A 23,585-nucleotide genomic window follows, 5' to 3' on the forward strand; every position below is an offset into this window, starting at 1 on the left:
AAGGGGTATCTGACCCGTGCTCGACTTCATCTACTACCCGGTGTCCGGGATCATGTGGGTGTGGCACTGGCTCTTCAGCTATGTCACGCCCGACAGTCCCGGTGGCGACGGCATCGCCTGGGCACTGTCCGTGGTGTTCCTCGTGTTCACCCTGCGCGCGATTCTCTACAAGCCCTTCGTGAAGCAGATCCGCACCACGAAGAAGATGCAGGAGATCAACCCGCAGCTCCAGGCGATCCGAAAGAAGTACTCCAAGGATCGGGTCAAGATGACCGAGGAGATGCAGAAGCTCCAGAAGGAGCACGGCTTCAACCCCATGCTCGGCTGCCTGCCGATGCTGCTGCAGATCCCGGTGTTCATCGGTCTGTTCCACGTGCTCCGTTCGTTCAACCGCATGGGCACCGGCATGGGACAGCTCCACATGAGTGCCGCCGAGACCCGCGCCACCGGCAACTACGTCTTCAGCGCCGAACAGGTGCAGAACTTCCTCGACGCCCGACTGTTCGGCGTGCCGCTGTCGTCCTACCTGACGGAGCCGGTCACCGAGTTCCAGGCCTTCGTCAACCCCGGCGACCCCATCGACTTCACCCGTGTGCAGATCGCCTACGTCATCGTCCCGATGATGATCATCGCGTCGATCGCCACGCACATGAACTCGCGCGCATCGGTCGCACGTCAGCCCGAGGCGGCCCTCGAGAATCCGCAGACCCGGATGATGAACAACCTCGCGTTGTACGTCTTCCCCATCGGCATCCTGATCACCGGTCCGTTCTTCCCCGTCGCGATCCTCCTGTACTGGATGAGCAACAACATCTGGACCTACGGGCAGCAGCACCTGGTGTTCGGCAAGATCGCCAAGGAAGAGGAAGAGGCCAGGCGTCTCAAGCAGGAGAAGCTGAAGGCGAACGCTCCCAAACCGGGCGCACGTCCGGACCGTCCGAAGAAGCGCAACACAGCTGCCGACGCGTCGACCGCCTCAGAGTCGACGGGTGTGTCGATGATCAAGGCGGATTCGACCGACAACGCGGATTCGACTTCCGACTCCTCCCCCGACGGATCCTCCACGGCCGACGCCGGCCCGGGCGCCAAGCCGAAGCCGGGACAGAAGCCGACGCGCTCAGGCGCCGGCGCGGGCCCGGCCTCAAAGAAGCAACCCCCCAACCGGGGTGGGAAGTCCACCGCCAAGCGCGGTGGAAAGCGCGGCGGCAAACGATGACCGCACAGGACTTGTTCGACGAAGCACAGAGTTAGGTGAATGAGATGACAGCAGAGACTGCAACTCAAACCGGTTCGGAGACCGAGGCGCAGGATGACGCCAAGGTCTCGACCGAAGCCCAGGCCGACACCACTGATTCGACCGGTGCGGAGAATGCTGCCGACACCGACGTCACCGAGGAGTCCGCTGAGGACTTCGACGACGACCAGGACGATGACGAGGATGACGAGGATGACGAGGATCGACTCGTCGAGGAGGGCGAGATCGCGGGCGACTACCTCGAGCAACTGCTCGACGTCCTCGACTTCGACGGCGACATCGATCTGGATGTCGACGGCGACCGTGCCGTCGTGAGCATCGACGGCGGGGACGACCTGACCAAGCTCGTCGGACGCAAGGGTGAAGTTCTCGATGCACTCCAGGAGCTGACCCGTCTCGCGGTCCAGCAGGCGACCGGAGAGCGCAGTCGGCTGATGCTCGACATCGCTCGGTGGCGTGCGGATCGCCGTGACCGCCTGGCACGTCTTGGCCGTGAGGTTGCCGAGCGTGTGCTCAAGTCGGGCGAGCGCGAGGCGCTGGATCCGATGACCCCGTTCGAGCGGAAGATCGTCCACGACGCGGTCGCCGCTGTCGACGGCGTCGTCAGCGAGAGCGAGGGTGCCGAGCCCAAGCGCCGCGTGGTGGTTCTCCCCGAGTAGGACTCCCGGACCACGAGTTGACTCAGGCCCCGACCGTCGGTCGGGGCCTGAGTCGTCTTCGAGGTAGTCCTCTCCCCCGGGCCGTCCGCGATCGCAACGGAATTACACCGGTGTTGTTTCACGTGAAACATGCGGCCTGAAATCGTTCGAGGTGCGACTTTGAGCACGAGTTTTCGACAGCCTCAGTATGCAGAACATTACGTCACGTGTCGTTTTGTTTCAGCGGGCCCGTTGATACACAACGCCCCTCCGGTATCGGGCCCGCCGGTGGATCGGTGGTGCCCGGAGTGGTGCCCGACTACCGGCGCGGTGTCGCTGAGGTGATGTCACATATCGTCGTCGGACGCTGGGCACTCACGGTTCTGTCAGCGTCGGCCAGGCGCGTGATTTCAGCGGCGCGCCTAGCCCCTGTGTGCTGATGCGTCAGGGTCGTCCGGTCGTCGAGGCGGCGAAGCCGGCTGCGGTTTCACGTGAAACTGCGCTCACGCATTCCAGAGTTCGCTCATCGGATGCATCAGCTCTGCTGCCCTGTACTGAGCTGATGTCCTGTATTGAGCTAGAGCGTCGCGTCGTGCCTGGTGTGCATCGGCAAAATCGGTCGAGCTCTTGTGTAGCGTCCCGAGCCAGTCCCGGCCTGGTCGCCGCGAAACGTCCCGACCCACTCCCCTCGCTGGAGGACGATGCGTCTTTGTCGTCGGCCCCAGCGGCGTCGAGCTCCCGCATCGGGAGGAGGAGTACGGACGATCCGGATCAGATCTCGCGGCCATCCCGGCGATGTAACTACCGCCGCGGTTCACTGTCGGGTCCGCTGGTCACTCTCTTCACCGGGTCCCATCCCGGGGCCGCTCCCCCTCCGATGTGTCCTGCCGTGTCACCGACAAGTTGGTCCGGAAGGCCACCCGTTGCCGCGTCCGCCGGGCTTCGCTAGACGGTAGAGCGTTGTCGGGCGTCGTCGGTTGCCGGTGTCCGTTCGGCGACGGGCAACGAGTCAGGTTGCGTGGCTGGTGACTGCAGAACGGTTCCCGACGGTGCTGTCTCCAGCGCCGGGTGCGCGGCGTGCGAGTTCCGCCCGACATGAACTGGCTTGGGCCACTGGTTGTCGTGGGGCCGGAGGCGCGGCAGGTTCGGCACGGCTGTCTGCTGAGAGAGCGCACGCATGAATGACATCGATGTGTTTCACGTGAAACACACGCCGATCGGCGGCATGTGCACCGACCCTCAGTCGCGTCAGGTTCCACGTGAAACACTGTCATAGGACCAACTAGAAACGGAGGCTCAGTGTCGTCAGACGCTCAACCCGATGACCATCCCGACCTTGATGCACTACAGATCCCACCGGACACGGCTGATGTGGTCTTCGGTGAGCGCAAGGAACTGGCGGAAGGTTACTGGCGAATCCTGGCCACCGACGGAATCGATCACGGCCTGATGGGTCCGCGGGAAGTTCCTCGGCTGTGGGATCGGCACATCCTGAATTGTGCGGTCATCGAGGAGCTAATCGACGAGGATGAGAAAGTCTTCGACATCGGAAGCGGTGCGGGCCTCCCCGGTCTGCCGCTCGCCATCGCGCGACCGGACGTGTCGATCACCCTGATCGAACCGTTGCTTCGTCGGAGCACCTTCCTCGAACGAGCCGTTGAGACCCTTGGTCTCGAGAATGTGAGAGTTGTCCGAGGGCGTGCGGAGGAGAGGTCGGTTCGGGCGGAGGTCGGGCTGGCGGATGTCGTGACGTCCCGTGCCGTCGCACCGCTCGAGCGTCTGTCGAAGTGGTCCGCTCCCCTGGTTCGCGCAGGCGGACGAATGATTGCGATCAAGGGCTCCTCGGCGGCCGAAGAGATCGAACGAGATCGTGCTCTCGTCGGCCGTTCGGGAATCAGCGACCTCCGCGTCGTCACGTGCGGCGAGGTCCTGGAGACCCCGACCACCGTCGTCGTGGGAACCAAGACGGAGCGCTCCGGGGTGAAGAAGCCGCGGCGTCGTTGAGTATCGGATTCATCGATCACGCCGGGTCGGCTGATTGTGCCGACGGTGTCACATAGAGGGAGTTCTGAATTGGTATGGAGTCCGCGCAAGGCGCAGAATAGAAAGCGTTCTGGCAGCACGTCTCAGCGTGCTGCCGTTGACGATTCTGCATCTGTCGGAGCCGGGGCCACGTCCGCTGGCGCCGACGACTCGAACGCCTACCAGGTAGGTCAAAGGAGTGCCCGCGTGGTCGAGCAAGACCCGAACGTTTCACGTGAAACGCCACCCGCTGGAGCCCCGCACGTCGCGGGCCAACCATACGCCGACACCCCGATCGCGATGGCTGCTGAGCGCGCGAGTCAGGTCCTGACCCCCGGCGGTGCCGGCCAACTCCCCCGCCCGCAGCACACCCGGATCATGACGGTCGCGAACCAGAAGGGCGGTGTTGGCAAGACCACCACCGCAGTCAACCTCGCCGCCGGTCTGGCGCTGCGCGGGCTCCGTGTCTTGGTGGTCGACCTCGACCCCCAGGGCAACGCGAGCACCGCCCTCGGCATCGATCACCGCGCCCAGGACATCGCTTCCGTCTACGAACTCCTCCTCGGCGAAGTGACGCTCCAAGAAGCGATCCAGGAGTCGCCGAGCCAGCAGGGCCTCTTCTGTGTACCGGCGACACTCGATCTGGCCGGCGCCGAGATCGAACTCGTCTCGCTGGTCGCGCGCGAGAACAGATTGCGCAACGCGCTCAACGATGAGGTGCTGGCCGAGTATCAGATCGACTACGTCTTCATCGATTGCCCGCCGTCGCTCGGCCTTCTGACCGTCAACGCAATGGTTGCTGCGCGAGAGGTGCTCATCCCCATCCAGTGCGAGTACTACGCTCTCGAGGGTGTCGGGCAGCTCCTTCGTAACATCGAGCTGGTTCAGGCGCATCTCAACCGTGCGCTGCACGTGTCGACGATCGTTCTCACGATGTACGACGGACGAACCAAGCTCGCCGATCAGGTTGCAGAGGAGGTCCGACGCCACTTCGGTGACAAGGTGCTGAGCACGATCATCCCCCGCAGCGTCAAGGTGTCCGAGGCACCTGGCTACGGGATGACGATCATCGAGTACGACCCCGGTTCACGTGGCGCGATGAGCTATATGGATGCCGCGCGAGAGCTGGCTCTCCGCGGTGCAGCGGAAAGCGCTCAGGCATGACGACAGCAGGGTTCCAGTTCCGAGTGGAGGTAGAGGCATGAGTCAACGGGACACCGCTCAGCGTCGAGGCGGATTGGGTCGCGGACTGGCTGCGCTCATTCCCACCGGCCCCACCGACGACCAGACAAACACTCCCCGACTGGGAAACGCGGCCGCCGATGTCGTGATCGGTAAGGGTCCGACGCCTGGGGTCGACGGTCAGGCCACCCCGACGAGTGCCCCGACCATCGACGTGCTGAGTCGCGAAGAGGCCGGCGCTGTCTACCGCGAGATCCCGCCCAAGCAGATCCAACCGAACCCGAACCAGCCGCGTACGGTCTTCGACGACGAGCAGATGTCCGAGCTCGTGCACTCGATCCGCGAGTTCGGACTGATGCAGCCCATCGTCGTACGGCGCCTGAAAGAGCCGACCGCTGATGGTGTCGCCTTTCAGATCGTCATGGGTGAGCGTCGGTGGCGGGCCAGCCAGGAAGTCGGCCTCGAGGCCATTCCGGCCATCGTCCGCGAGACGGCAGACGGCGATATGCTGCGCGACGCACTGCTCGAAAACATCCACCGGGCGCAGCTGAACCCGCTGGAAGAGGCGGCCGCCTACCAACAACTCCTCGAAGAATTCGGCGTGACCCACGAGCAGCTGGCGGCCAAACTCGGCCGATCACGTCCGCTCATCAGCAACATGATCCGGCTGCTCAAGCTACCCATTCCCGTCCAGCGTCGTGTAGCGGCAGGCGTCCTGTCAGCCGGGCACGCTCGTGCCCTCCTCTCCCTCGAGACCGGGAGCGACGCTCAGGAGGCGCTGGCCGCGCGCATCGTCGCCGAGGGACTGTCGGTTCGCGCGACGGAGGAAGCCGTCACACTCGCCAATCGTGGGGACGGACCCGATTCGAAGGCTCCGGTCGCGCCGAAGCGTAAACCGATGCAGATGCCAGGACTCCAAGACCTTGCCGAGAGACTGTCCGACAGTCTGGACACCAGGGTTACAGTCAGTCTAGGAAAGCGGAAAGGGAAGATCGTCGTGGAATTCGGATCAGTTGATGACTTGGAACGCATCGTCGAGTTCATTGATCCAAAGAAGTGAATTTCACCGCGAACTTCCCGGTACCAGCGGATGCGGAAGTAATGTCACAGTGACGATTGATCGGTCAGACGACCGCCGGTTTAGTGAGATGGGCTGCAGCTCAATGGTTTTCGTAGATTCATGTCGTCGGACCGGAGCTCGGTGACATGAGCGTGTCGATCGTGCGGCTGGAACTCGGATCCTTCGAGTTGCTGCCCCAGCACACCCGGCGATGTGTCTTCTGGGAAGTCGAGCCGACCGCCCACGGCGAATCGTATGAGAGCGAATTCGACAAGGAGGCCTGGATCTCCGGGCTACTGCTCGAATGGGGCGCGTGCGGACAGGTCGCCATCGAATCGACGACCAACAATGTCATCGGCACGGCCTTTTACGCTCCGCCGAACAGGGTGCCCCGTTCGCAGCACTTCCCCACTTCCCCGGTCAGTCACGACGCGGTCCTGCTCACCAGTATTCGCACGGAGCCGGGACACGACGAGGTCGCCACGATTCTTCTCGACGCGGTTCTCGGCGATCTGATCCGCCGCGGTGTCCGTGCGGTGGAGTCATTCGGGCTCGTGCGTAACGGTGCCGGCGCGGCCGAGTTCGGTTCTCCGACGGGTTCGGCGACGTCCGGATCGACGGAGTCGGGACCGGCCTCCACTGGAGGCGCCCTCCCCGACCTCGACTTCTGGACGGACGAGGCGATCATCGAAGTCGCGCGGGAGATCCTCGAGGATCCGCAGGCCGATCTGTGCACAGCCTGCATGATCGATGCGTCGTTCCTCAAGAACTCCGGATTCGATGTCGTTTCATCCCATCAGCGGTTTCCGCGGTTCCGTCTCGAACTCGATGAAGGACTCGGCTGGAAGTTCGAGGTGGAGAGCGCGCTGGAGAAGCTCGTGGTGATGGCGGAGATCGATCTCGCCGGGCGGCAGCGAACGGCCGTCCCGGTGGGGTCGGGTACGGCGCGGGTCAGCGCGAAGCGTTCTCCGCGGCCAGGAGATCCGCGAAAGTGTAAGTGCCCGTAGGCCGGTCGTCCTGGTCGAGCAGGTACAACCGCTTCACCGCGACCAGGATGGCGTCGGCGATGACATTGCGCCAATCCGAATTGGCAAGCACCGCAGCGTCGTGCGGGTTGGTGATGTATCCGACGTCGATGAGTGCCACCGGCATCCTGGTGAGTCGCAGGACATCCCACGTGCGCTCATGCGTCCGACAATCGGCAAGCGGTGTGCGGGCAGCGATTTCGCGCTGGATGAAGCCTGCGAGATTACGCCCGATCGTCGAGCAGGAGTTCTGGTTGTTGCCGAAGTAGAACGACGCGACACCGTTGGCCTGCACGTTGCGGTAGTGGCCGCAGCGCAGCGAGATCATCAGGTCGGCATCCATCAGGTTGGCTACCCGGGCGCGTTCGTTGTCACCGGGACGGCCACGACCGTCATGAGACAGGAAGGTTTGCATCCCGGCGGCGGCCATCCGCCCCTCGAGACGTGCACCCAGATCCCAGAGGAGATCGGATTCGCGTTCGGCGAGATCGCCGGTCGAGAGGGGATGCAACCCCCCGGAGCCCGGATCGATGAGGATCCGCTTGCCCGACAGCTGTGGACCGGAGCGCCGAACCTGCTCCTCCTGGCGGATCGCGTACGGCGAGCCACCGGTGACGCGCGTGCCGAGTCGCTCGAGGGAGCGCAGCGTCGCCGGACCACAGATTCCGTCCGAGGCCAGTCCGTATTCACTCTGGTACAGACACACTGCGTTGTGGGTGTTGAGCCCGAAGATGCCGTCGACGAGGGAAGTGTAGTAGCCGAGGTTCTGGAGTCGGTGCTGGAGGGTGGCGACGTCGTCGCCGACCATCGGCGCCGAGAGTTGATACGAGAGGACGCGGGCACCGAGACGGTACGAGGCCTCCCGCAGGACGCGGTAGGTCGCGGGACCGACGATGCCGTCGACGATCAGACCTCGTTGCTGCTGAAACGCCCGAATTGCCCGGTCACACGCTTCGTCGAAAACGGCGTCCCCGTCCTCGGGCAACAGACCGAGCCCGACCAGGATGGCGCGGATCTCGGCCACCGCCGAGCCGTGATCCCCAAGTCGGAACAATGGCATGTCGTCACCCCTCGTACGAATCGCGGCAGGGTGACGCCCTGCCGGCGATATCTGGCGGACCGCACTACGGCGGTACCGGTCAGCATCAGCCTGCATTCTCTCAGCTGAAGTTCACTACACCAAACTGGAACAGGTCCAGCCGCGTCGTGGTCGGCTCGTGTCCCGCATGGTCGGGGACCCGGGCCGAGACTACCAACGACGAGAGCCCGCGGGCCGACACCAACGTCGTTCACCCGTCGGACTCTCGCCGCGGATCAGAAGGAACAGCAGGTCAGGCAGACTGGCCGATCACCGAGTCGAGCTCGCGGAGCAGTGCGGCCTTGCCCTTGGCGCCGACGATTGTCTTCACCGGCTGACCTTTGTCGAAGAGGATCATGGTCGGAATCGACATGATCTGGAAGTCACGCGCGGTGGCCGGGCTCTCGTCGACATCCAGCTTGGCGATGGTGAGCTTGTCGCCGTGGTCGCGGGCAATCTCCTCGAGGACCGGGGCAACCATGCGGCACGGGCCGCACCAGGTGGCCCAGAAGTCGACCAGGACCGGCTTGTCGGCGCCGAGAACGGCGTCCTTGAAGGTGGTGTCGTTGACGACGACCGTGTTTGCACCCATGGTGGTGTCCTCCTCAGATGGACTCAAGAATGAAGTTCGGAGTGGAAAGTGCAGGTCAGGCAGGTGCCTGAACAGCCTCGACGTCGGCGACGGACTCGGCGTCGACGGTGTGCTCGGGCGCCTCGCCCTGCTCGGCGAGCCAGCGCTCGGCGTCGATGGCCGCCGAACAACCGCTACCGGCCGCCGTGATGGCCTGACGGTAGGTGTGGTCGACCAGGTCGCCGGCGGCGAAGACACCGGGCAGCGAGGTGTAGGTGGTGCGTCCCTGGACGAGGACATAGCCCTCGTCGTCGAGATCGACCTGTCCGCGGACCAGCTGGCTGCGCGGATCGTGGCCGATCGCGACGAACATGCCCGTCACGTCGAGGGTGCTCACCTCGCCGGTGCGGGTGTCCTCGAGCTCGAGACCGCTGACCGAACCCTCGCCGAGGACCGAACGCACAGCGGCGTTGGTGACGAAGCGGATCTTGTCGTTGTTGCGTGCCCGGTCGAGCATGATCTTCGACGCGCGGAACTCCTCGCGGCGATGGACCAGGGTGACGGTGCGCGCGAACTTGGTGAGGAAGGTGGCCTCCTCCATCGCGGAGTCACCACCGCCGATGACGGCGATGTCCTGGTCCTTGAAAAAGAATCCGTCACAGGTCGCACATGCCGAGACACCGCGGCCGAGGAGCTGCTGCTCACCCTCGACACCCAGGTACCGTGCGGCGGCACCCATCGCGAGGATGACCGCGCGTGCGCGGAACACCTCTCCGCCGACCTCGACCTCCTTGATGTCGCCCTCGAGGCGGACCGTGTCGACGTCTTCCATGCGCAGGTCAGCGCCGAATCGGATCGCCTGCTCGCGCATCTCGTCCATCAGGGCCGGACCCTGGATACCGGTCTGGAAACCGGGGAAGTTCTCGACCTCGGTGGTGGTCATGAGCGCGCCACCGAACTGGGTTCCCTCGAAGACGATCGGTGCTAGCTCGGCGCGCGCGGTGTAGATCGCCGCGGTATACCCGGCAGGACCAGATCCGATGATGATCACGTCGTGGATCTGCTGGGTCTCTGGCTGGCTCATCCGTCCTCCGTGCTGGTGGGGTATACGAGATCCCGGATGTGTCTCGTCGGGATCACGGCTGCTTCAACACAAGGGTAAGCGCAGATGTTCCCGGTCAAGTCCACGCGCCCGGCGTGGTGACGCAGGTCTCGGCCTACGGATGTCGGGTCAGCCGCCGATCGTCCCCCGGGCCAGGAAAGCGGGACTGCCGGTGTCGCACTCGAGACCGACGATGAGGGCGTCGAAGCGGCCGGCGATTCCGGTGGACAGCAGGATGGCGGCAGCGGGGGCACCGTGGAAGATGATCCGCCCCGAGCCGACGACGACCGCGGTCGCGGGGACGAGGTGGGCCGCGGTGCACCGGCGGAGTGCCGCGACCGACTCGAACGGCGCGCCGTCGGTGCGGCCGAGGACCGAGAGCGCCGACGCGGAACCGGTCGGGTCCAGAGTCCGGGTGGACGCAGGCTGGGCCTGCGTCGGCCGCGGAGTGTCGTCCGAGGACGAGGACATCAGACGCAGCACACCGATCGAGCCGAATGCGACCACCACGACTGCGGCCGCCACCAGCACGAGCGGCACGACCATCCTCGTGCGGCGTGACCATTCGCGTCGTCCGGCGAGATCCACCGGCGCGTCCGGATCGGCGGGTGCCGAGGCCGTGCCTGCGGATGTGGAGGGTGCAGCGGTGGACGGGACGTCTGTGAACGAGGGGGATGTGGCCGAGGACGATCCGGCGAGGGCGGCGAGCATGGCCTGGACATCGGCGCGAACCCGATCCGGAACCCGATGCTGGGCCGGCGTCGACGCGCGGAGTTGCCTTGCCGTCCGATCCAGAGCAGCCAGGATCTCCTGTGCTGCAGCGTCATCCGCGATCTTCGCACGAATGTGGTCGGTGGCGCGCTCGGACAGCACGCCGGCATGGAACTCGGCCAGCATGTCTGCCGAGTACGGCGGATCGGGCAGATCGCCGGACTCGGTGTCGTCTGGTCCCCGCGGGGTCATGGTGTCAGTCTTCCATTCCGGAGGTCGGGCGTCGGTCTCTCGATGGTGGCATTTCGATGGGCGTCGTCGGTGGTCGTCGAGTACTTGGACGCGCGACGCGCCGTTCCGGTTCCACTCCGACCGGGACAGCCGGGAAGATGTTGGCAGGCATGGGGTTACGCGTCATCGGCAGTCCGGAGATGGCCGAGGACCTGGGCGAGTTTGAGGCGCCCTCGCGCGCACCGGCTCTTGATCGTCCCCTCGGCGACACCGAGCAGTGATGCGGCTTCGGCGATGGAGTACCCCTCGAGGTCGACGGCGACGATGGCCTGTCGTTGGCCTTCGGGCAGTGTGTGCAGCGCCCGGCCGATGGAAACCGACAGGTCCACCGCGGAGATGTCGTCACTCGTGTCCGCGATCGACATCACGTCCCATTCGGGCAACGGGACGGTCTTGCGGGAGTTGTTGCGACGAATCCGATCCAGACATGCGTTGACGACGATCCGGTGCAGCCAACTGGTCACCTTCGCGTCGGAGCGGAAATCCGCCGCGGTTCGATGAGCGGCCAGCAGCGCATCCTGCAATCCGTCGGCGGCGTCCTCGGGGCTCTGGCTGGTTCGTAGGGCGACCGACCACAGATAGTCGAGGTGGCGGTTGACGAGATCGGAGAACGCACCCGGGTCGCCGGCGACGTGAGCCCGCAACAACTGCTCATCGGTACGCAGGTCAACTGCGTCTTTCCCCCCGGCCATGCGCTGAGAGTAATGGAGAAGTCAACACACGACGCAGTGGTGAGGCGGTTGTCTACAAGGATGATCCCATTGTGGACAGCCGGTTTGTCCGCGGCCTCACGCCTCCAGTCGCGCCCGGACCGCGGCCATCCGTTCGGCGAGTTCGCCTTCGTCGATCACCCCGCGGTCGAGCAGCGTGTGGGCCAGGGCGACGAGTTGATTCTCCGGATAGGGAAGGTCGGCATAGGTGGTCGCCGCCAACCGGTCCTCCTCGTCCCGGCGCTCCACGGTCCCGGGTGCCGCGCAGCCGTTGTCGGCGGCGCGGTCGAGCGCATCGCAGAGACCGTCGAGGCTGGTCTTCCACGGCGGAACGAGATTGGCGACCCCGTACCTGGCGGCCATTCGTGGCCACACCTGGTCGCGTTCGACGACCTCGGCGAGGGACGGGTGGACATCTCCGGTTTCGGCCCGCGTCGACATCGTCACTCTCCTGCTGGGTGGACGGCGGGCCGCACCGTGGTGACCGCGTTGGTGGTGACGCCCGGCTTCGGGAGCGCCACCCCTATCAGACAGTCCCGCGTGATGATCTCGGCCAGCTGGTCTCGGGTCCAGTCCTCGGTTCCGGCCGGACGTTGCGGCATCACCATGAACCGGTGCTTCTGGTTGGAGTCCTGGACCCGCACCGACACGTTGTCCGGTAGTTGGAGACCGAACTCCGACAACACCTGTCGCGGCCACCTAACCATCCGACGCCGGTAGTTCGGCGTGCGATACCACTCGGGCGAATTGCCGAGAATCGGTCGCGGATAGCACGAACACAACGCGCACACGATCACGTGATGAAGCGTCGGCGTGTCGGCCAGAATCGAGAACGCGGTGAAATCACTGGGCGTTCCGAAACCGGTGGGTTCCAGCCAGTCGACGCCGACCTCCTTGCTCGCGGTCATGGGTTCGGCGAGGGCCAACTCTCGAAAATCCGGTTCCACCCACGCCCGGGCGACCAGGGTCGCCGCCGGCGTCGGACCTATCTGCTCGGCGAACTCGGTGAACCTTCGGTGTTCCTCCGCGGTGAAAAGTCCCTTCTCGATGCACAATTCACGCAGAGCGATCTCAAGGACCTCGAAATCGGTGACCTCCTCGACCATCGGCGCGACCGTGCGCGCGTGGTCGTGATCATGGTCGTGGACGTGCGCACCGGGGGCGTCGCTCATGGTTCCTGGCCCTCCTCTCGACCGGCCGGCGCCAGCCACCTCTCCGGGATCTCGGTTCGCAGGGTGTCGTCGTCGGGGCCGGTGTATCCGTGCCAGAGCTCACTCATCCGGAACTCCACGACGTAGAACCACTCGGGTTGCGCGTCGGACAGACCCCACGTCTCGTCCTCCGGTGCGGGGCTCTCGTAGGCGACGGCAGCGATCTCGCCGGTGGCACCCCGAACGTATTCCGGTGTGCGCGTGTAGAAGACGACCGGTAGTTCACGCACGAGGACACGATTCCCGACGGTGAACCGTGCCTCGCCGGCCGTTCCGGCGTAGATCTGCGGATCGCCGACGCCGACCGCGTGGCGGTGGTGGGTGTTGCGGGGGACGTCGGAACCGTCGCCGGCACCACGGGGTCGCGCCTCGAGGGTCTTGCCGACCAGTCCCCCGGCATAACGTTCCTGCACCTCGAGCATGCGTTCGGAGAGCTCACCCAGGGCGATGTGATGCTTCTCGACCAGGACCCTCGCCACCGCCAGGAGCCAGCGGCCGTAGTACGGGAGTCCGAGGTATTCCGCACGACCGACGTCGACGTTGCCGATGCGCCGACGCTCCTCGGACAGCCAGATCCCGCGCCACGCCAGCACTTCACACATGACGTAGGTCATGTGCTCCCACAGCTCATATGCCTTTCCCTCATAGAAGATCGGCGCATCGGGCTCTCCGCCGACATCGTGAACCGGCTTCAGGTAGGCGGTGATACGCGCGTGATCGAGGAGATCGGGAGTCGGTGCGTCCGGGAGTTCCGGATAAGAAGATTTAAGGCGCGCAACAAGATCCAGCTGTCTCGCGCGCTCCTCTGCTGTACTCATCCGTCGCCTCCCGGCAGTAGCGGACCCGCGGCTTGAAGCAGAATGGTCCGAAATCTACTCCCCGAGCACGTCTTATGGAGCCGTTTTGGCGGAGTACGAGAATCGTGACGTCAGTTCAGCAGACGATCGTGCGCGGCGACGAAGAGTTCGACGCACACGTCGAGGACGTCTTCGAGGGGTTCGCGGGGAATGTCGGAATCCGATTGTCCCGCAACGTACCAGTCGACCATCAACTGGGTGACCGCGCCGACGAGTCCGACCGAGGCCAGCCGCTGGCGGGCGGTGGGCGGACGACTCCCCCTCGCCAGCATCAGGATCAGCTCTGCCCAGCCGTGGATCGCACTCATCCGCACGCGCTCGATCTCCGGCGAGACGCCGACGACCTCGACCAGCATGACGCGCGCCCGCCGCTCGTCGTCGGTCAGTGCCGACATGAAGGCCCGGAGTGTGGCACGCGCGGCGTCGGAGATGAGTTCACCGGCAATCCCTGATCCGGAAATCCTCGCTGGAGCAACCTCTTTCGGTTCTCGCCGGTCCTCGGTGTCGTCGGCTTCGGTGTCGTCGGCTTCGGTGTCGTCGGCTTCGGCGTCCAGGAACGGGCTCGCGGCGGCGAGAGTCGCGGTACGCGCGAAGTCGACACAGTCGTCGTAGACGGCGACAAGCAGATCGGCACGGTCGGTGAACGACTCGTAGAAGTAGCGCTGGGTCAGGCCGGCCTGGTCGCAGACACTCTTGACCGAGGCCTTGGCGTAGCCCTCGCTGCCGAAGACGTCGAGTCCGGCGCTGATCAACGCGCGGCGGCGGCGCGACTGACGTTCGGTCGGATCCGCTCCCCCGTAGCGTCGGCCCCCGATGGGTGCGGCGGAGGGCCCCGCGGTGGCGGACGTGGACACGATCCGTCGTTCCTCTCGTCGTGACCCGCGAATGGCGGATCGGCTCTTTACAGCGCAGCTTCTGACACGATACCTTGTCAGAATCAAACTGACATGCTGACGTGTCAGATGGTGTTCTAGGGAGTACACGGTGTTGGAGTTCTTGCCGGAACCGATGCGCGAGCCGACTGTCCTCGCGATCCCGTTCTTCGTGACGATGCTCGCGATCGAGTGGTTCGCCGCGGCCAAGCTCGAGCACGATGACGGCCACGATGATGACGGGGGCGGTCCTCGGCCGGGCGCATACGAGACACGCGATGCGCGCGCGAGCGTCCTCATGGGCCTCGTCTCCATCGGTACCAGCGCCTTCTGGAAACTCCTCGGGCTGATCGCCTACACCGCCCTGTTCACCTATGTCGCACCCTGGCACCTACCGATGAACCAGTGGTACTCATGGGTCATCGCCTTCGTGGGTGTGGACTTCATCTACTACTGGGTGCATCGCGTGTCGCACCGTGTGCGCATCGTCTGGGCCACCCATCAGGCCCATCACTCCAGCGAGTACTTCAACTTCGCGACGGCGCTTCGTCAGAAGTGGAACATCAGCGCGGCGATCGTGATGTGGCTGCCGCTCCCACTGCTCGGCGTGCCACCGGCCCTGGTGTTCTTCGCGTACTCGCTGAACCTGATCTACCAGTTCTGGATCCACACCGAGCACATCGACAGGATGTGGGCGCCGTTCGAGTACGTGTTCAACACCCCGTCGCATCACCGGGTGCATCACGGACGGGATCCCGAGTACCTCGACCGCAACTACGGCGGCGTCTTCATCATCTGGGACCGGATGTTCGGGTCCTTCACGCCGGAGGTGCGCCGCCCGCGCTACGGACTCACCAAACCGGTGGACACCTACAACATCTGGAAGCTCGAGACGCACGAGTATGCCTCGATCGCCCGCGATGTGAAGTCGACGACGAGCTGGCGTGCCCGCCTCGGCTACATCTTCGGACCGCCCGGGTGGGCGCCGAAGACGGATGGACCGGCCGCCGAGGCCGCGGCGCCGAGCGTCGCGAACGAGTCGGTCAGCCCGCCATCGTGACGCGGCTGATCTCGGCCTGATAGCCGCCGGCCGCACTGGGAAGGGTGGTGATCCATACCATCACGTAGCGGCTGGCCTGCGGAGACGCGATCTCGATCGTCGTCGGGTTCTGGTCGACGCGCCCCGCGGCGACCGGCGTTGTCCGGGCGAATGCGGGCTTCGCGTTCGGCGAGGTGCGGACCTCCACGTCGAAACCCGGGGTCGGGGACTCGATGGTCACCGACTTCACGGCCCGGTCACTGCCGAGGTCGAACATCAGGCCCAGGCCCTGCTTCAGACCGCCGAAGTCGGGTCGCCCCCGATAGTTGTCGGTCTCCCATGGCGGCGCGGCGCCGGTGATGACGTTGCCGACGTTGGCCGAGTTGTCCGGCGGCTGTGACGAGAAGTCGGTCACAGACACCGACTGCAACGGGATGTCCTGGGCCGGCGGGGCCTCGGTGGGCGCCTTTGCGCCCGGCGCCTGTTCACCCGGCGTCGCCGGCTCCGTCGTGGTCAGGATCGAATCGATGTCGCTCGAGCCGTCACCACTTCCGAAGACGTTGGTGGCCCCCACGATCAGCGCGATGACCACGAAGATCGCGAGGAGTCCCGCACCGACGAGCAGCGCGATGTTCTTTCTCCCCGGCTTGTGCTCGGTGCCGCCGACACGTGAGGCGACCGTGACCGGCGGCGGGGCGTCGGCATCGGTGATCGCGGGGAGCATGTCGGTGTTGAGGTCTACGACGGTGGCCTGGTCGAGGACGTGCTGGACCGTCGCAGCCGTCCGGATCCCGCGGGTTCCGTCGAGCGCGCGCGCCGCGACCGCCGAGATCTCGAACGGGATGTCGGGCTTGCCCGCCCGCGGTTCCAGCGGCTGACCGTTCTCGCCCGGCGCGGCCACCGGGATACCGCCGATCGGTTCGGTGACGTCGTCGGTGGTGACCAGACGTGACCCGTTGTCGGGATCGAGTGTCCACCGGTTCAGCAGCAGTGCGTAGAGCACCGCACCGAGGCCGCGGACGTCGGAGGCCTTGTCGTCCCCGGCGAGCGTGCCCGGGAAAGCGAGAACCGCGTTGCCGTCGTGGCTGATACGGATGCGATCGGGGTGGTCGATCGACAGCGCACCCCCGGAACGATGCGCGATCTCGGCGGCGGCCGCCAGCGAACGCACGGCTCGCGCCGCGCCGATCGGCGACGGTTGGGTCCGGGCGACGTCGGCCAGCGACGATCCGGGCACCCACTCGGCGACGACGATCCCGCCGGAGGATCCACGCACCACGTCGAGGACTCGCGCCACCCCGTCGGAGGTGATCTGTCCGAGCCGGAGGGTGCGTGAGAGGACGGCCTGGGGTCCCTGGTCGGTCGTCTTGACCGCCTGGCCGCGCTCGAGCGGCGGTGCGAGTTGGTCGGCGTCGACGAAGGTCAACGCGACCTCTCGGTCGAGGTTGATGTCCTGGGCGCGCCAGAACTGCAGGCCGCGGGTGCCGCCGTGCTGTTCGAGCAGGCGGTAGCGTCCACCGGCGACCGCGGCGCCCGGGATCAGTCGTGGACCGCGGGGACGGGTGGAACCGCCCGGTGCGGCGGCACCGGCCGCCTCGGGAGTCTGGGCGTCGGGAGACTTGGCGTGAGTGGGTACGTGCGGAGCCTGCGGTTCGCCGGGGCCGGATTCGACGGGCGACCCGGTGGGCACACTCGTGTCGATCTCGCTGTCACTCACGCGACGGACTCCTTTCCTCCGGTATCTGATGTCGCGCGGAACCGGTGCACGCTCTGGGATGGGACGCACACCCCGGCCCGCGCCGATCGCGCCACCGGAATGTACGGAGTACGACTGCCACGTCGCGGTACCCCTGTCGAAGCGGCGTAGCACCTGTACCTGACCAGAGTACGGGAGCGATTCGTCTCCGGAGACGCGCGGAAACTGAACTGTGATCGCCGGGGACTGTTCACGTTCGGGCTCCGCCGGCGGTGCGAGCGCCGGAATGAACCGACCGAGGACACGGCGTACCGCGTTGCTGATCGCGACCACGTCGGGCACCCGCGCGGCGGCGAGGCCGGCGTAGGTGACCGTCAGCACCACACCGGCGGTCAGGATGAGATACAGGACCGAGCCGACCTTGCCGAACCAGCCGATCATATGGTCGAGGCCGGAGATCTTCGCGATCGCCCAGACCGCCGCCGAGACGCTCAGTGAGACCGCGATGGTGACCAGCGTGGTGCGGGCGACGTTCGACAGCCGGGCGCCGTGCAGACGGCTGCGCAGCAGGAAATGTCCGACGACGGCGCCGACGAGGTAGCCGAGACCGTTGGACAGGGCCAGCCACCGCACGACGTTCGACGGGTCGTCGAACAGGACGGGACCCAGGTACGACGACGTGACCTTGACGACCGTGATGCCCAGGGCGATGAACGTCGGGGTCCAGGCGTCCTCGCGGGCATAGAACACGCGCAGCTGGACGAGCGTCATCGAGTACGGGATCAGCGTGAACGCGCCCCAGGCGAGCACCGAACCCAGCTGGGCGGCGTCGGAGGCGTCGAACCGGCCGAAGTTGAACACGGCGATCGCGATCGCCGGCCCGAAGAAGGTCATGAACGACACGACGGGGACCAGCGCGACCATCGTCAGCCTGGTGGCCAGCGACAGGTCGTCGACCACGGCCTTCGTGTCGTCGGCGGCCGCGTTGCGCGACAGTCGCGGCATGATCGCGGTCAGGATGGTGACGCCGAGAACGCCGTAGGGCAGCTGCAGCAACTGCCAGTGGGTGAAGTAGATGCTGACGCCCGACGCCTGCGCGGAGGCGGCGATCCGGTAGGTCGCGATCAAACCGACCTGCAGCAGCGCGACGTAGGCGACGATCGCCACGGCCATGTTGCCGAACTGGCGCAGACGCGCGTCGATGCCCCACTCCAGTCGCAGGTGCACGCCCGCCTTGCGCAGGAACGGCACCAGGATCATCGCCTGGAGTACGACGCCGAGGGTGCAGCCGATGCCGAGGACGAGCAGCTGCGGATCGCTCATCCGGACCGGGTTGAGCGTGATCTCCCCCGGTACGAGGGCGTACAGGACGAGCGTCGTGATCTGGACGACGTTGTTCAGCACCGGCGCCCACGCACCGGGTTTGAACAGGCCGCGCAGGTTGAGGATCGCGATGAACAGAGCCGAGAGACCGTAGAACAGGATCTCCGGTAACAGCAGGTAGGCGAGATGTGTCGACAGATCCCGGTTGACCTGTCCGTCACCGAGGTTGAGGTAGGTCAGCAGCGGCGCGGCGATGACCGCGAGCACGGTCGCGGTTCCGAGGACGACGACCGTGATCGTGAAGATCCGGTTGATGAACCCCTGGCCCCCGTCGGGATCCTCGGCCTCCGCGCGGGCGAGCAGCGGGATGACGATGGCCGTCAGCACCGCGCCCAGCACGACCTCGGCGATCATGTTCGGCAGCACGTCGGCGGCCTGGAACGCCGAGGCGATGCCCGATCCCAGCATCGCCAGGATCAGCACGGTCCGCAAGAAGCCGGTGATGCGACTGAAGAGGGTGGCGATCGCGATCGAGCCGCTAGTCCGCAGGATGCTCGAGTCGGAGTCACGTGCCAGACCGGTCGACGACGTCCCGTCGTCGCCGGCGGTCACCTTCTTCGACGAGCCGGTGTGGACAGCGTCCGTCTCGCCACTGTGTCGTTCGCGGTATCCGGCGGCATCGAGCCGACCGGGACGAGCCGCCGGCGGGGCGTCGACACGGACACCACCGGGTACGGGGCCAGGGGTGTGCCGGGCACCGGGGTTGTGCGGTGGCGGCGCCGGGGGGCCGGGACGGGGCGGTGGCGGTACGGGCCCGGAGCCGGGCGGAATCCGGCGGGGAGCGGCGCGTTCCGGACGCTGGGGAGGCACCGCACCGGGTGTCCCCGGCCGCGGTTCGCGCGGCACATCGTTCCAGTTCACGTACTGTTTCGCCGTCCTCGGGTAGTGCTCGATCAGGGGTCGTGCGGGTGGTCTGCCGGCTCCTCGCCGGGCGGCCGACCCTCGCCTTGCAGGGTACGGCGTCGCTCCTGATACCCGCTTCCCGCCAGCATTCGCTCGAGTTCGTCGGGTTCGGGACGGTCGGCGTCGGCGGGGTCGGGCTGACCGCGGAATCGATGCCACAACCTGCGGGCGGTCAGCAGCACGAGCGCCACGCCCGCGACGATCGTGATGTAGAACAACGGTTTGCCGTAGGCGTTTGTGTGCACCCGAAGGGTGATCGGCTGGCCGAGGGACACCCCGGTCACCGTGGCCAGCCGGATGTCGATGGTGATCGCCTCGGACGTCTCCCCACGTGTGGGGAGCTGGATCTGGCGTGTTCCGCGGGCCGGGATCTCGATCACCCCGAGATCGCCGATCTCCACCCCCTCGGGTGCCGACGTGGTCAGGCGGGCACGGACCGGCAGGGCGAGGTCGTTGCGGACGGCCAGCAGGACGGGGCTGCGTTCGGACGCCAGCGTGTAGCGGCCGCCGGGGTCGAGGATCGTCACCGACTGACCGAGCCGGTGCAGGGTCGACGCGACGGCGTCGACGCGCTCCTCCTGGAGCCGGCGCAGATGCGTGTAGACGGCGGATCCGTCGCCGTCGGGGGACCTGATGGCGCGCAACTGGTCCTCATGCAGCGGCGACATGTACCGCTCCGGGGTCGCCGCGACATCGGCCGACCGGACCAGCGCGCCCTCGAACTGCCAGCTGTCCTCGACATTGCGCCGGATGGCGGCGGTGGCCTGCGTCGTGAGCACGGATCCGAGGCGGCCCACCGGTCCCACACCCGGCGGGTTCGTCAGGCGGCCGGTGGCGGTCGTGGCGCCGAGTTCCTGGACGAGGGTCGGCAACGGTGTCGGGGTCGCGGCACCCGACTCGAGCAGCAGGCGGGCGGTCGCGAACAACGCATCCGAATCGGCGACCGTCGGGGACCAGTAGGTCGGCGGGACGAGGAACGCTGATCGGCCCACCACCGGATTGCGGGGCGCGGAACCGTCCTCTCCCGAATCCGGTTGCGGCGCCGCGATCGCCGGATAGGCCAGTGCGGCGAGAGCGCTCTGGCGCCGGCTACCGGCCGATTCGTCGGTGAGATCCACCTGCTGTGAATCGGGTGTGAGGGCGGGCGTGCGCGGCGCGGTGCCGATCGCGGCGAGCGAGGCCGTGATCGGTGCGTCGAAGGTCTGAGCGGTGAGGCGTCCGACGCGGTACCGACCGGTGTCGTCGCGGCGGCCGGTCGGGACGACGGAGTTCGACGCCAAGGCGGTCGACGTCATCTCGGCCTGCGCGAGGGCGTCGGCACCGGCGTCGTCGATCGCGCCGAGAGCGGGCACCGACAGTCCACGCACGCTCCGGACGTCCAGGATCACGTCGATGATGTCGGCGGGACCACGCAGTGCGGCCTCGGTGAGTCCCGGGATTCCGATCCGGCTGAGCGAGGTGAGGTCGGCCTGGGCGAACGGCAGGGCCACCACGCACATCCGGCTCGCGGTCCAGCGCAACGCGTCGAGCCAGCGTTGCGCGACGTCCGAACCGTTGCCCGGGCGGGTGGCCGAGGTCGGGTCGGCGGGGTTGGTCGACACCTCGTAGCCCAGGGACATGGCGCGGACGGTCACCAGGAGGTCGGGGTCGATGGCCAGGCACATGCTGTCGGCGAGCTTCTCCGAACCGGGCATCGCGGCGGGCGTCGGTTCCGACGAATCCGCGGCGGCCGGCTCGGACGAGGGCGGGCCGGACTCCTCCCGCGGTGGTTCCCCGACCACCTTCTGGAGTGCCGTGAGCAGTTCGTTCAGTCGGCCACCGGTGTCGAGGGAGCGGGCCATGTCCTCGCTGATGAGACGGACGGGTTCGCTGTTGCCGCCGAGGACTCCGGGGGCGAGCTGTGGCGGTGCGGCCAGCGGCCAGAGCAGGGTCATCCGGGCCGGTCTGGCGAGGTCGGCGGAGATGGAACCGTCGGGTCCCAGGCCGGGGACGGCCGGCGATCCCGTGTCGTCGGTAGTCGGGTCGACGTAGTCGCGGGCGCGGATCTCGTCGGGCGGCAACGAGAGGACCGGCAGCAGCATTCGCGATCCCGCGACCTGCGCCGCGTTGCCGTAGTCGGGGGTGCCGTTCACGTTGACCTGCATCGGGTAGACGCCGGTCTCGGAGATCCCGAGCCCCTGGCCGTCCGGCCCGGAGCCGGCGGACAGCGCCATGGACATCCGGAAGCCGACGCTCTCCCCCGGTGCGAGGGACTCGCTGAGCGCCTCGAACGGGCCCGCGACGGCGACCGCGGGGTCGTCATCGGCGAGCTCGGTGCGCAGTCCCGACGCAGTGGCGACCGCATCACCGCGCTCGAGTCGGATGGACAGGTTGCTGATCGAGCGGTCGCCGATGTTGTCGACGCGACCACTCACCGTCACCACCGGACGGCTGGTGGTGGTGATGATCGACGGGGTCATCGAGTCGATGACGATGCGCGCGAACCGCGGCGACGACTGCTGTGCGGCGGCCGACCCGGTGGCATTCGTCTCGGGCACGGCGGAAGCCGGTGCTGCGACGCCCGGCAGGGACAGCAGTGCGACGATCCCCAGCACCGCTGCCAACGCGGTCACGATCTGCACCCGCCGGGGTAGGAGGATCCCGCCGCGACCATCGTGACGTCGCTCGGGTCCGCGGCGAGAGAGTCGGGGGAACGGACCGGACCGGGCAGGCAACTGACGCGGGTCAGCCATCGCCGGCCGCGGGCCGTCGGGGACGGCGTCGGCGCCGGCGCGGACGAGCCGCGGGCGGGGGCTCGTTGCGGCGCTGATTGCGCGCTGCGGCGGCTTTCTCATAGGCGTTTGGTTCGGTGCGAATGCTGTCGGCCTCGGACTGGGCGAGCCGGGTCGGGTCGGCGGCGAGATCGGCGATCACACCGCGGGCCATCCGGGCGAGTCGTCGCTCGTCAGAGTACGTGAGGCGACGCGGCAACTCGTGCAACGGCACCCACGCCACCTCGCTGACTTCGTAGTCGGCGTCGGACAATTCACCACCGACACAGCGCAGCAGGTAGTGGTGCACGGTCTTGTGGATGCGACGACCCTCGCTCACGAACCAGTAGTCGATCTTGCCGAGCGGTGCGACGACCGTGCCCTGGATCCCGGTCTCCTCCTCGACCTCCCGGATGGCGGTCTGCTCGGCGGTCTCGCCCGTCTCGATGTGCCCCTTGGGCAGTGACCACATCATCCGGCCGCGACGATCCACCCGCCCGATCAGTGCGGCGGACAACTCGTCGATGGGCAGCCCGAGATCGGAGATGACGAGTCCGCCGGCCGAGGTCTCCCGGACGGTCCGTAGCTTGTCGGTGTTCGTGCGATCGGCGGTCCGGTCGGCGGTGCGATCGGCCCGCGCGGAGCGGCGTCGACCCTTGCCGGTCTTTCCGGTCGCCTGCGTCAGGCCCTTGGTGGTGATGGTCGCCGTGACCGTGGCCATGTCCGAGGGCTTGGGTGGGGTCACCCGGGGACGTGCGCGGTCGGGGTCGACGGGCAGCTTCTCCACCGACTCGGCCTCGACGGGGTCGGGGCATGCGGGATCGGCGGTCCGGGCGCGGACGAGATCGTTCGGCGTGGGCCGGCCGGTCGTCGGCGCCGGTGGTGTGGCCGGATTGTGCTGTTTGTGGGTGCCGGGTTTGTGGCCGTTCGGCGTCGGCCCGCTCTGCTTGGAACCGGACTGCTTGTGTCCGGCGGCGGCGTGACCACCGCTGTTGTGCGCAGTCGCGGTTCCGCGACCCTCGCCCTTGCGCCGTCCTCGACGGCGCCGGCCACGGCGGGTACGACGTCCCTGGCCGGATTGGTTCTGACCTGCCTGTCCGGCGCCGTCCCCACGCGAACCCGACGAGACGTCGCTGACGTCTGAAGGGTTGGTCGAGGAATCGGTGGACACTCCACGATGCTAGCGGCATGTCACCTGCAGTTTGCCCGGACGCCTCGTAGTGCGAGAA

Annotated in this window: 19 protein-coding genes; 7 read left to right on the plus strand and 12 right to left on the minus strand. The window is 66.8% G+C overall.

Going from position 1 to position 23,585, the window contains the following annotated elements; all coding sequences use genetic code 11:
• The first annotated feature begins 16 nt into the window (after positions 1 to 16).
• The 6 genes from yidC to NWF34_RS20765 all read left to right on the plus strand — a co-directional run bounded on the left by yidC (position 17) and on the right by NWF34_RS20765 (position 7,164).
• Entirely contained in the window at positions 17 to 1,216 is a 1,200-nt protein-coding gene (yidC, locus tag NWF34_RS20740) for a membrane protein insertase YidC (protein ID WP_024497933.1), read from the plus strand.
• A gap of 44 nt (positions 1,217 to 1,260) precedes the next feature.
• Positions 1,261 to 1,914, plus strand: a complete 654-nt coding sequence (locus NWF34_RS20745; protein ID WP_024497934.1) for a R3H domain-containing nucleic acid-binding protein — start codon at positions 1,261 to 1,263, stop codon at positions 1,912 to 1,914.
• A gap of 1,278 nt (positions 1,915 to 3,192) precedes the next feature.
• Complete coding sequence (gene rsmG / locus NWF34_RS20750; RefSeq protein WP_024497935.1) at positions 3,193 to 3,897, plus strand: 16S rRNA (guanine(527)-N(7))-methyltransferase RsmG; 705 nt, start codon at positions 3,193 to 3,195, stop codon at positions 3,895 to 3,897.
• A gap of 225 nt (positions 3,898 to 4,122) precedes the next feature.
• Positions 4,123 to 5,079 carry a ParA family protein gene (locus NWF34_RS20755; protein WP_024497936.1) on the plus strand — a complete coding sequence of 319 codons (957 nt, stop codon included), beginning with the start codon at positions 4,123 to 4,125 and terminating at the stop codon, positions 5,077 to 5,079.
• A gap of 37 nt (positions 5,080 to 5,116) precedes the next feature.
• Positions 5,117 to 6,157 (plus strand): ParB/RepB/Spo0J family partition protein, encoded by a 1,041-nt coding sequence (locus NWF34_RS20760; protein ID WP_024497937.1) that lies wholly within the window; start codon positions 5,117 to 5,119, stop codon positions 6,155 to 6,157.
• A 146-nt stretch (positions 6,158 to 6,303) separates the two neighbouring features.
• Entirely contained in the window at positions 6,304 to 7,164 is an 861-nt protein-coding gene (locus tag NWF34_RS20765) for a hypothetical protein (protein ID WP_024497938.1), read from the plus strand.
• Here NWF34_RS20765 and NWF34_RS20770 read toward each other — a convergent pair.
• The 9 genes from NWF34_RS20770 to NWF34_RS20810 all read right to left on the minus strand — a co-directional run bounded on the left by NWF34_RS20770 (position 7,109) and on the right by NWF34_RS20810 (position 14,567).
• Positions 7,109 to 8,242 carry an N-acetylmuramoyl-L-alanine amidase gene (locus NWF34_RS20770; RefSeq protein ID WP_024497939.1) on the minus strand — a complete coding sequence of 378 codons (1,134 nt, stop codon included), beginning with the start codon at positions 8,240 to 8,242 and terminating at the stop codon, positions 7,109 to 7,111. The genes NWF34_RS20765 and NWF34_RS20770 overlap by 56 nt on opposite strands.
• Before the next feature lie 271 nt (positions 8,243 to 8,513).
• Positions 8,514 to 8,852 (minus strand): thioredoxin, encoded by a 339-nt coding sequence (gene trxA, locus NWF34_RS20775; RefSeq protein WP_006437518.1) that lies wholly within the window; start codon positions 8,850 to 8,852, stop codon positions 8,514 to 8,516.
• 55 nt (positions 8,853 to 8,907) lie between these two features.
• Positions 8,908 to 9,915, minus strand: coding sequence for a thioredoxin-disulfide reductase (gene trxB, locus NWF34_RS20780; protein ID WP_258325987.1), 1,008 nt, complete (start codon positions 9,913 to 9,915; stop codon positions 8,908 to 8,910).
• A 147-nt stretch (positions 9,916 to 10,062) separates the two neighbouring features.
• Entirely contained in the window at positions 10,063 to 10,896 is an 834-nt protein-coding gene (locus NWF34_RS20785; protein ID WP_258325988.1) for a hypothetical protein, read from the minus strand.
• 155 nt (positions 10,897 to 11,051) lie between these two features.
• The gene (sigM, locus tag NWF34_RS20790; protein WP_006437521.1) at positions 11,052 to 11,627 is read right to left on the minus strand and encodes an RNA polymerase sigma factor SigM; all 576 of its coding nucleotides are present in this window, start codon (positions 11,625 to 11,627) and stop codon (positions 11,052 to 11,054) included.
• 96 nt (positions 11,628 to 11,723) lie between these two features.
• Positions 11,724 to 12,086, minus strand: a complete 363-nt coding sequence (locus NWF34_RS20795) for an SH3-like domain-containing protein (RefSeq protein ID WP_024497942.1) — start codon at positions 12,084 to 12,086, stop codon at positions 11,724 to 11,726.
• Between the two features lie 2 nt (positions 12,087 to 12,088).
• A complete protein-coding gene (scnC, locus tag NWF34_RS20800) occupies positions 12,089 to 12,817 on the minus strand; it encodes a thiocyanate hydrolase subunit gamma (RefSeq protein ID WP_024497943.1) in 729 nt (242 codons plus the stop codon).
• Complete coding sequence (locus tag NWF34_RS20805) at positions 12,814 to 13,674, minus strand: SH3-like domain-containing protein (protein ID WP_035760296.1); 861 nt, start codon at positions 13,672 to 13,674, stop codon at positions 12,814 to 12,816. Before NWF34_RS20805 ends, scnC begins: the two co-directional genes overlap by 4 nt.
• Positions 13,675 to 13,784: 110 nt before the next feature.
• Positions 13,785 to 14,567 carry a TetR/AcrR family transcriptional regulator gene (locus NWF34_RS20810; protein ID WP_024497946.1) on the minus strand — a complete coding sequence of 261 codons (783 nt, stop codon included), beginning with the start codon at positions 14,565 to 14,567 and terminating at the stop codon, positions 13,785 to 13,787.
• Between the two features lie 130 nt (positions 14,568 to 14,697).
• Between NWF34_RS20810 and NWF34_RS20815 the strand changes: the two genes are divergently transcribed.
• Positions 14,698 to 15,645, plus strand: coding sequence for a sterol desaturase family protein (locus NWF34_RS20815; RefSeq protein ID WP_096274866.1), 948 nt, complete (start codon positions 14,698 to 14,700; stop codon positions 15,643 to 15,645).
• Here the strand turns inward: NWF34_RS20815 and NWF34_RS20820 are convergent.
• The 3 genes from NWF34_RS20820 to NWF34_RS20830 form a co-directional block, all read right to left on the minus strand.
• Positions 15,629 to 19,255 carry a murein biosynthesis integral membrane protein MurJ gene (locus NWF34_RS20820; RefSeq protein ID WP_024497947.1) on the minus strand — a complete coding sequence of 1,209 codons (3,627 nt, stop codon included), beginning with the start codon at positions 19,253 to 19,255 and terminating at the stop codon, positions 15,629 to 15,631. The genes NWF34_RS20815 and NWF34_RS20820 overlap by 17 nt on opposite strands.
• Before the next feature lie 341 nt (positions 19,256 to 19,596).
• Positions 19,597 to 22,338: a DUF6049 family protein gene (locus NWF34_RS20825; RefSeq protein ID WP_375295696.1), complete on the minus strand. Its 2,742-nt coding sequence runs from the start codon at positions 22,336 to 22,338 to the stop codon at positions 19,597 to 19,599.
• The gene (locus NWF34_RS20830) at positions 22,331 to 23,527 is read right to left on the minus strand and encodes an NUDIX hydrolase (RefSeq protein WP_024497949.1); all 1,197 of its coding nucleotides are present in this window, start codon (positions 23,525 to 23,527) and stop codon (positions 22,331 to 22,333) included. Before NWF34_RS20830 ends, NWF34_RS20825 begins: the two co-directional genes overlap by 8 nt.
• Positions 23,528 to 23,585: the final 58 nt, after the last annotated feature.

It is taken from the genome of Gordonia sp. GONU, assembly GCF_024733855.1.
In the GTDB taxonomy this organism is placed as follows: Bacteria; Actinomycetota; Actinomycetes; order Mycobacteriales; family Mycobacteriaceae; genus Gordonia; species Gordonia amicalis.

Bases quoted from the DNA above. Each gene is read 5' to 3' on its own strand.
- NWF34_RS20745 (WP_024497934.1), top strand. From the start codon at position 1,261: ATGACAGCAGAGACTGCAACTCAAACCGGTTCGGAGACCGAGGCGCAG.
- NWF34_RS20760 (WP_024497937.1), top strand. From the start codon at position 5,117: ATGAGTCAACGGGACACCGCTCAGCGTCGAGGCGGATTGGGTCGCGGA.
- NWF34_RS20765 (WP_024497938.1), top strand. From the start codon at position 6,304: ATGAGCGTGTCGATCGTGCGGCTGGAACTCGGATCCTTCGAGTTGCTG.
- NWF34_RS20770 (WP_024497939.1), bottom strand. From the start codon at position 8,242: ATGCCATTGTTCCGACTTGGGGATCACGGCTCGGCGGTGGCCGAGATC.
- trxA (WP_006437518.1), bottom strand. From the start codon at position 8,852: ATGGGTGCAAACACGGTCGTCGTCAACGACACCACCTTCAAGGACGCC.
- trxB (WP_258325987.1), bottom strand. From the start codon at position 9,915: ATGAGCCAGCCAGAGACCCAGCAGATCCACGACGTGATCATCATCGGA.
- NWF34_RS20785 (WP_258325988.1), bottom strand. From the start codon at position 10,896: ATGACCCCGCGGGGACCAGACGACACCGAGTCCGGCGATCTGCCCGAT.
- sigM (WP_006437521.1), bottom strand. From the start codon at position 11,627: ATGGCCGGGGGGAAAGACGCAGTTGACCTGCGTACCGATGAGCAGTTG.
- NWF34_RS20795 (WP_024497942.1), bottom strand. From the start codon at position 12,086: ATGTCGACGCGGGCCGAAACCGGAGATGTCCACCCGTCCCTCGCCGAG.
- scnC (WP_024497943.1), bottom strand. From the start codon at position 12,817: ATGAGCGACGCCCCCGGTGCGCACGTCCACGACCATGATCACGACCAC.
- NWF34_RS20805 (WP_035760296.1), bottom strand. From the start codon at position 13,674: ATGAGTACAGCAGAGGAGCGCGCGAGACAGCTGGATCTTGTTGCGCGC.
- NWF34_RS20825 (WP_375295696.1), bottom strand. From the start codon at position 22,338: ATGGCTGACCCGCGTCAGTTGCCTGCCCGGTCCGGTCCGTTCCCCCGA.